Below are 8,829 nucleotides of genomic sequence, written 5' to 3' on the forward strand. Positions count from 1 at the left end.
GGCCGTAGTGATCACCCTGTCAGCAGCGACCCGAGCGCAGCTGGACGCCCGGGTACGGGATCTGCTCGCCTTCGTCGAGGAGCAATCGCGGCTCGACCTGATCGACCTGGCTTTTTCGCTGCAGGTGGGACGGGCTGAGCTTGAGTATCGTCTAGGGTTCGCCGCCGACTCCCTCGACGCGGTGGGTCGGGGACTCAGGACCCATCTGGAACAGGACGGTGCCGTCGAGCTCTTCCACGGCCAGGTACCGGAGCCGTTCGGCTGGGACGAGCAGGATGAGGACCACCGCGCCCTGGTCTCCGCGCTGATCGCCGCCCGCGACCACCGTCGTATCGCGGAGGTCTGGGCCAGCGGACATGCCGTCGACTGGCCTCAGTTGTACGCTCCGCACAAGCCCTTTCGCGTTCCGCTGCCCACGTACCCCTTCGCCAAGGAGCGGTATTGGACGGCGGCGAGCTCACAGACCTCCGCTGGTTCGGCAGCGCCTGCGACCGCCGTGCTCCATCCGCTGCTGCACCGCAATACCTCCGAGTTCGGACACCAGCGCTACAGTTCGACGTTCACCGGCGAAGAGTCGTTTCTGAACGATCACTTGGTGCACGGGGTGCGGACGCTGCCCGGCGTCGCGTGCCTGGAGATGGCACGTGCGGCAGCGGCCGACTCCGCGGGAAAGGCGGTGAACGGCAGTGCGGGCACCGCCATCAGGGATGTGGTCTGGTTCCGACCGCTGCGCATCGACGACCACCCGCGCGAGGTGCATGTGGTGCTGCAGCTCGACGCCGCGGGCGCGATCCACTTCGAGGTATCCGATGCCGGCGACGATGCCGGCGCGCTGTGCACGGGCACAGTGGTGGCGTGCGATGCGCAACCGGAGGCCGTGGACCTGGTACGGCTACAGGCCGAGTGTCGGGAACGGCGGGTGGATGCGGCGGAGATCTACCCCGCGTTGCGGTCCGCCGGGATCGAATACGGCGACGCGTTCCGCGGTATCGACCATTTGCTGCTCGGCGAGGACCAGGCGCTCGCGCGTCTGGTGCTGCCCGAGGCGGGGCGCATCGACGCGGACGACTGCGGTCTGCCCCCGAGCTTGATGGATGCGGCGTTGCAGGCATGCATGGGAATGCTCGCCGAGGACCCGGACCTGCGGGGGCAGGCATTGGTGCCGTTCGGACTGGAGCAGGTCGAGGTGATCGGTGCCCCGGCCGAAACCCGGTGGGTCTGGGGACGACGTGGTGCCCGGGACGCGGCCGGTGGCGCCACCCGTTGTTTCGATCTCGATCTCTGTGATGACGCCGGACGAGTTCAGGTCCGTATCCGGGGTTTCTCGGTGCGGGCTCCGCGTCCGGTGGCCGGTGGTACGGCTGCGACGGGTGCGGTGCTCGCCGTCCCGTGCTGGCGGCAGAGCGCATTGCCCGAAACGGCAGTCCCGGCTGCCAGCCGGCGGACCTTGGTGTTCGCCGAGGACGGCGCACTGTCGGACGGCGCACTGTCGGACGGCGCACTGTCGGACGGCGCACTCTCGGACGGCGCACTCTCGGACGGCGCCGCGGCGGATCCGGATTGCGAGGTGCTGCCGCTCTGTTCCCGGGAGACCGCCATAGACGCCCACTACGCCGATTACGCACTGCAGGTGTTCGAGAAGATACAGACGCTGTTGCGGGACGGGACGCAGACGAAGTACCTCCTGCAGATCCTGCTGATTGATCGGCCGGAGTCCTGGGTGCTGGCCGGTCTCGGTGCGATGCTGCGGACCGCGGGTCTGGAGAATCCTCGGATTACCGGACAGGTCGTTGTGGTACCCGCCAAGACCTCGGTCGCGGTTCAGCTCGATCTGCTCGCGAAGGAGCGGCGCAACCCAGTCGAGGCAACCGTCAGGTACCGCGGAAACCAGCGCGAGGTGCTCGCCTGGGCCGAGGAGCACCCGGTGGAATCCCTCGGCTCGCCGTGGCGAGCCGGTGGAGTTTATCTCATCACCGGTGGTCTGGGCGCTCTCGGGCGCATTTTCGCCGAAGAGATCATCGGTCAGGTAAAGGACGCCGAGCTCGTCCTCGTCGGTCGCTCCCCGGAAACCGAGCACTCCCGGGGGATCCTCGAGCAGCTCCGATTATCGGGCGCGACTGTTTCCTACGAAACACTCGACGTCGCCGACCCGGTAGCGGTAAAGGCTCTCATAGAACGGATCCGGCGTACCTCCGGGACGGTTCACGGTGTCATCCACAGCGCCGGCCTGGTCACCGACGACTTCATCCTGAGAAAGTCCGTACGCGCCTTCTACGAGGTATTGGCCCCCAAGGTCAGCGGTGTGGTGAACCTCGACGAGGCGACCAAGGACCTCGATCTGGATTTCTTCGTGACGTTCTCCTCCGGTGCCGCCGTCACCGGAAATGCCGGCCAGGCCGACTACGCGGCGGCGAACGCCTTCATGGACGCATTCGCGCGGTATCGCCAGGATCTCGCGGCCGCCGGACGCCGGAGCGGGCGCACCCTGTCGATCAATTGGCCGCTGTGGGCCGACGGCGGGATGGGCACCGATGCCGACACCAGGTCGCTGCTACGTGACCGTTACGGGATTTCCCCGCTGGAGCGTGGTACCGGGCTCGAAGCTTTCGCCCGGAGCCTGCACACACACCATCATCAGGTGCTTGTCGCTGCTGGGGACAGGGGCCGGATCAGGAAGGCGCTGACGATGCAGCCGGCCGATGAGCACGCAGAATCGGTAAGTATCAGCATTCCCAGCGGCCCGGCGCAGAATCCGGACGACGACTTGATGGAAAGAACCATCGCCTACATCGCCTCGCTGTTGTCGGGTGTGCTGAAGGTGCCCGCACATCGCATCGAGGCGGGCCGCCCGCTGGAGCGCTACGGAATCGACTCGATCCAGGCCGTCAACCTCACCGCCCGGCTCGAGGCCGTCTTCGGGAACCTGCCGAAGACGTTGTTCTTCGAGTACCGCGACGTCAAGGAGCTGAGCCGCTACTTCATCGACGTCCATGAGGACCGGCTGCGGGAGCTGCTCGGGACCGACTCGGCCGCGTCGTCCCTCCAGCCCCAGTCTGAGGCAGAACCGTCCCCGGTATCCGCTGCCGACGAACAGGCGCAGGCAGTGCGGACGGGCGCGGAACGACGGAGTGAAGCGGAGCCGTCCGGATCCCAGCGATCCACACCTCGCAGCGCGGACATCGCCGTCATCGGAATCGGCGGGCGCTACCCGCAGGCTCCTGACCTGAACACGTTCTGGCGCAACCTCACCGAGGGGCGGGACAGCGTCACGGAGATTCCGCAGGATCGCTGGGACTACCGGGCCTACGGTGACGCGGACCAGTCCGAGCCGGGCACGACGGTTCCCAGGCGGGGCGGCTTCCTGGACGACGTCGACCAGTTCGACCCGCTGTTCTTCAACATGTCGCCACGTGAGGCCGAGATCGCCGACCCGCAAGAGCGCCTGTTCCTGGAGTGCGTCTACGAAACACTTCAGGATGCCGGGTACACCCGTCAGGAACTGGCGGGCCACACCCCGAGCGGAGCCGGTGGTGACGTCGGTGTGTTCGTGGGCTCGATGTACGACGAGTACCAGCTCTACGGCGCGACCGAGCGAGCGATGGCCGAGGGCCGGGTGATCCCCGGAAACGCCGCCAACATCGCCAACCGCGTGTCCTATTTCTGCGACTGGCGGGGACCGAGCCTCACCGTCAAGACGATGTGCTCCTCGTCGTTGACCTCGGTTCACCTGGCTTGCCAGGGCCTGCAGCACGGCGACTGTGAGGTCGCCGTCGCCGGTGGTGTCAACCTGTCCCTGCACCCGGCCAAATACCTGCTGCTGGGCGGGGGAGGCTTCGCGTCGAGCAAGGGCCGCTGTGAGAGCTTCGGCGAGGGTGGTGACGGATATGTGCCCGCCGAAGGCGTGGGAGCGGTGCTGCTCAAACCGCTGGACAGGGCTGTCGCCGACAACGACCACATCTACGGGGTCATCAAGGCGACGGCCGTGAATCACGGTGGCCGGACCAACGGCTACACCGTCCCCAACCCGAATGCTCAGTCCGACGTGATCGCCCGTGCCCTGGACAGGGCAGGGGTCGATGCGCGCACCATCAGTTATGTCGAGGCGCACGGTACAGGAACCTCGCTCGGGGATCCGATCGAGATCGCCGGTCTGACCAAGGCATTCTCCCGGCACACGGGGGAACGGCAGTTCTGCGCGATCGGATCGGTCAAGAGCAACATCGGACACGCCGAGAGCGCCGCGGGCATCTCGGCCCTCACCAAGGTGTTGTTGCAGCTCAAGCACGGCCGACTCGTGCCATCGCTGCACGCGGAGACGCTGAACCCGCACATCGATTTCGGCGAGACCCCTTTCCGGGTGCAGCGAGAACCGGCGCAGTGGCAGCGGCCGGTGATCGACACCCCGGACGGGCCTCGGGAGTACCCGCGCATCGCGGGCCTTTCGTCCTTCGGTGCGGGGGGATCGAACGCTCACCTCATCGTCGAGGAGTACACACCTGCCGGCTCGGCGCAGGTCGGCGATCCGGACCCGTCGCCTCTGGGGTCGGTCATCGTGCTTTCGGCGAGAACCGAAGCACAGCTGCACGAGCAGGCCCGCCGTCTGCTGGACTGGGCAAGCGAGGAACAGATCGAGGACGCCGACGTGGCTGCCATAGCGGCCACGCTCCAGGTGGCCCGCGAACACATGGACGAACGGCTGGCGTTCCTGGCCGGCTCGGCGGCCGAGCTGATAGCCCGGCTGGACGACTACGTAGCGGGCAACGACGCCGCCGAGCTGTTCCGGGGACGGGGCAAGCGTTCCAAGGATGTCGTTTCCTCTCTCGTCGAGGACGCGGATATGGCCCGCACCATCGCAGCATGGGTGGAAAAGCGGAAATTCGCCAAGCTGCTCGAACTGTGGGTCAACGGAATGGATCTGCCGTGGCGTAGTTACCATCCGAACTCGTCGCCGCGCCGGATCTCGTTGCCGGGTTACCCATTCGCCCGCAAGCGATTCTGGGTGGACACCGGGGATCGATCCGGCACCGGGGCCGCCGGTCGCGGGGCGGTGCCGGTAACCGAGCCCGCGGAGGCGCCGCCTGCCGAGCCGGCCCACGCAGCCCCGGCCCCGACATTCAGCACGCGAAAGACCGCGAAGCCCCGTGATATCGGCCTCGCGCCCTTGAACAACGGGTCCGGCCCGAGCGCGGAACCGGCGAGCACACCGCACACTGCGCTGGTCGAGCCAGCAGCGCCCGAGAGCCCGGCCGAAGACGGCAGGGCCACGTGGAACGACGGGGAAACCATCGTTCGCCGAGATGTTCCACCCGCCCCGACGCCCGGCTCCGCCGCTGCTCCGGGGCCTGTTGCCACGGACCGGGAGACGGTCGTCCTCGAGCTGGCGGCGAGCCTGGCCGACGCCCTGTACATGTCCGGCGAAGAGATCGATCCGGACACGAAGTTCACCGATCTCGGCTTGGACTCCGTCGTCGGCGTCGAGTGGATAAAGGTGATCAACAAGAAATACGGATTACAGCTGACGGCGCCGCGGCTCTACGACCATCCCACCCTGCTGGAGCTGTCGGACTGCATCGTCCGGGAGCTGGAGAAAGGAGGCGCCCCGCAAGGGCGACCCTTTCGTGAGATGACGGCGCCCGCCACTGAGCCTGAGCTGATCGCGTCGAGCGAGCCGGTCGCTGCGAGCGAGCCGACTACGGCGGTGCGGTCGGTCGACGAGGGGGCCGGGACGAATACTGCTTCGGCTGGCGCGATCGCCATCGTGGGCATGTCCGGCAGGTACCCGGCGTCCGAAACTCTGGAAGAGTACTGGGATAACCTGGCGCAGGGCCGGGACTGCGTAGGCGAGGTTCCCGCTTCCCGGTGGCCCGTCGACGAATTCTACGATCCGCGCCCCGATCAGGCGGGCAAGGTCTACTGCAAGTGGATGGGACACCTCGACGACATCGACGTCTTTGACCCGTTGTTCTTCAACATCCCACCGGCGGAAGCCGAGTCGATGGATCCGCAGCAGAGACTCTTCCTGCAGGAGGCGTACCACGCCTTCGAGGACGCGGGCTACGATCCCAGCTCGCTGACCGGGCACAAGTGTGGCGTCTATCTGGGGATCATGAGCAATGAGTACAGCATGCTCATGCAACAGCACAGCGGTGAGTCGAGTACGGCGGCCACCAGCAACAGCAGTGCCATCACAGCCGCCCGCATCGCCTACTTCCTGAACCTCAAGGGCCCCGCGATTGCTCTGGACACGGCCTGTTCCTCCTCGCTGGTAGCCACGCACCTGGCAACGCAGGCGCTGCGCAGTGGCGAGATCGACATGGCCCTGGTGGGTGGCGTCACCCTCTACTTGAGTCTGGAGTCGTACATCGGCATGTGCAGCGCGCACATGTTGTCGCCGGAGGGGCGCTGCAAGGCGTTCGACAACGCTGCCGACGGGTTCGTGCCGGGCGAGGGAGTGGGGGCGCTCGTCCTCAAACGTCTCGACGACGCCGTTCGCGACGGCGACCACGTTCACGGCGTGATACCCGGCTCAAGCATCAACCAGGACGGCAGGACCAATGGCATCACCGCCCCGAGCGTCGGGAGCCAAACGGAGCTGGAACGCGATGTGTACCAGCGGTACGGCATCGACCCGGCCGGGATCGGCTACGTCGAGATGCACGGTACGGGCACCAAATTGGGTGATCCGATCGAATTGGAAGCCCTCTCGACGGTGTATCGCGAACGCACGGACAAGGTCGGGTACTGCGCCATCGGTTCGGTGAAGAGCAATCTCGGCCACACGTCCGCTGCGGCCGGTATCGCCTCGATACAGAAGGCATTGTTGTGTATACGCCATGCACAACTAGTGCCGACACTGCACTTCGAGCAGCCCAATGAGCACTTCGATTTCGAGAGTTCCCCGTTCTACGTCAATACCGAGCTGAAGTCGTGGTACACCGAGCCGGGAGTGCGGCGGCGGGCAGCCGTCAGTGGCTTCGGCTTCAGCGGCACCAACGCTCACCTCGTGGTCGAGGAATATGTTCCCGAGGACGAGGACGAAGGCGCGGCGTCGCACTCGGCCGAGAGCCCTCGGATCATCGTGCTCTCGGCCAGGAGTGAGGAGCAGTTGAGAACTTCGGCTGCCCAGCTCGGTACACACCTGCGCGCGCATCCGTCGCTCGCGTTGTCGGATGTGGCCTACACGCTGCAGCAGGGACGCGAGGCCATGTCGTATCGACTGGCCATCGTGGGCATCGCAACGGGAGAACTGGTCGAGAAGCTGACCACCTATGCCCGCGACGGTCGGGCGGAGGGTGTACTCACCGGACTGGTCGGCAAACCGCGGGTCGGTGACGTCGAGCAGGCTCGGCAGGTCACCGAGGGCGCTGCCTTGTCCGTCGCGGAGGCCGAACGTCTTGCCGCACTGTGGGTCGGGGGAGCACCTGTCGACTGGACGTCGCTGTACGCCGGCGTTCGGCCTCGGCGGCTTGCGCTGCCCACCTACTCCTTTGCCCGCGAGCGTTACTGGTTCGCGGCCCCGGACGCGCGACAGTCCGGAACTATCGAACCCGTCACCGCGCCGTCGAGTGCCGGTACTGCGAAGGATTCCGTTCAGGTAGCCCGTTCCGAGAGTGGTACGAAAGTTCTGCTGAAGCCCGTGTGGGACGCGATCCCGAATCCGGAACCAGAGGACGCCACCCCCCGAGCCGGCCGGGTCGTGGTGATCGGCGGCACGACGGACCACTGGGAGCGGATCCGTGCCATCTACCCGGACGCCGTGCGGTTGCTGCTGAGCGCCGCGGACACGGTCGAGACCATCGCCGCGCGCATCAATGCCGACGGCGACTTCGAGCATCTCATCTGGCTGGCCCCGTGGGAGCCGGTCGACATCGTCGACGAGGCGCTGGTCGCTGCGCAGGAGACCGGTCTGTATGCCGGTTTCCGTACGCTGAAGGCGTTGTTGAGAGCGGGGTACGACCGCCGCGAATTGAACATCACAGTCGTGACCGAACGGAGCCACCGGGTGCGCCGCACGGATGTGGTGGATCCGACCCATGCCGGACTGCACGGTTTGTTCGGTGCGGTGGCGAAGGAGTACCCGGGGTGGACAGTGCGCCTGGCCGACCTGGACCCGGATCACGACTGGCCGTTGTCCCAGTTGTTCGCCTCGTCCAGTGACGATGACGGCAACGTCCGTGCCTATCGCCGCGGCCGGTGGTACCGGCAGTCCCTGGTGCCGGTGCAGTCCCCCGCCCTCCCCGCCGAACGGTCGGCATATCGGCAGGGTGGCACCTATGTCGTCATCGGTGGTGCCGGTGGAATCGGCGAGGCCTGGACCGAGCACATGATCCGTACCTACGGGGCACGGGTCGTGTGGATCGGTCGGCGCGAGGAGGACGCGGAGATTCGGCGGAGCCTGCAGCGCCTGGGCGAACTCGGTCCCGAACCGAGCTATGTGCGGGCCGACGCCACCGACCGGGCCGAGTTGGAGCGGGCCTATGCGGACATCAAGCGGATCCATCCGGTCGTGCACGGTGTGATCCATTCGGCGATCGTGCTGCTCGATCGGAGTCTGGAAAGGATGACCGAGGAACGCTTCCGCGCCGCGGTCACCGCCAAGCTCGATGTGAGCGTGCGACTCGCCCAGGTCTTCGGGGCCGAGCCGCTTGATTTCATCGCTTTCTTCTCCTCGATGAACTCGTTCCTCAAGGCGGCAGGGCAGTGCAATTACGTGGCGGGATCGGTATTCGAGGATGCGTACGCCCAGCGGCTCGAACAGGAGCTGTCCACCACCGTCAAGGTCATGAACTGGGGCTACTGGGGCAGTGTGGGCATTGTTGCCTCCGCCGA

1 pseudogene is annotated in these 8,829 nt (G+C 66.5%); it reads left to right on the plus strand.

From position 1 onward, the window contains the following. Positions 1-19: 19 nt before the first annotated feature. Positions 20-8,791 (plus strand): annotated as a pseudogene (locus ACOQFL_RS16080) (SDR family NAD(P)-dependent oxidoreductase); the annotation flags it as partial. Between the last annotated feature and the right edge of the window lie 38 nt (positions 8,792-8,829).

The organism is Actinopolyspora sabaoui, from assembly GCF_051225635.1.
GTDB lineage: Bacteria > Actinomycetota > Actinomycetes > Mycobacteriales > Pseudonocardiaceae > Actinopolyspora.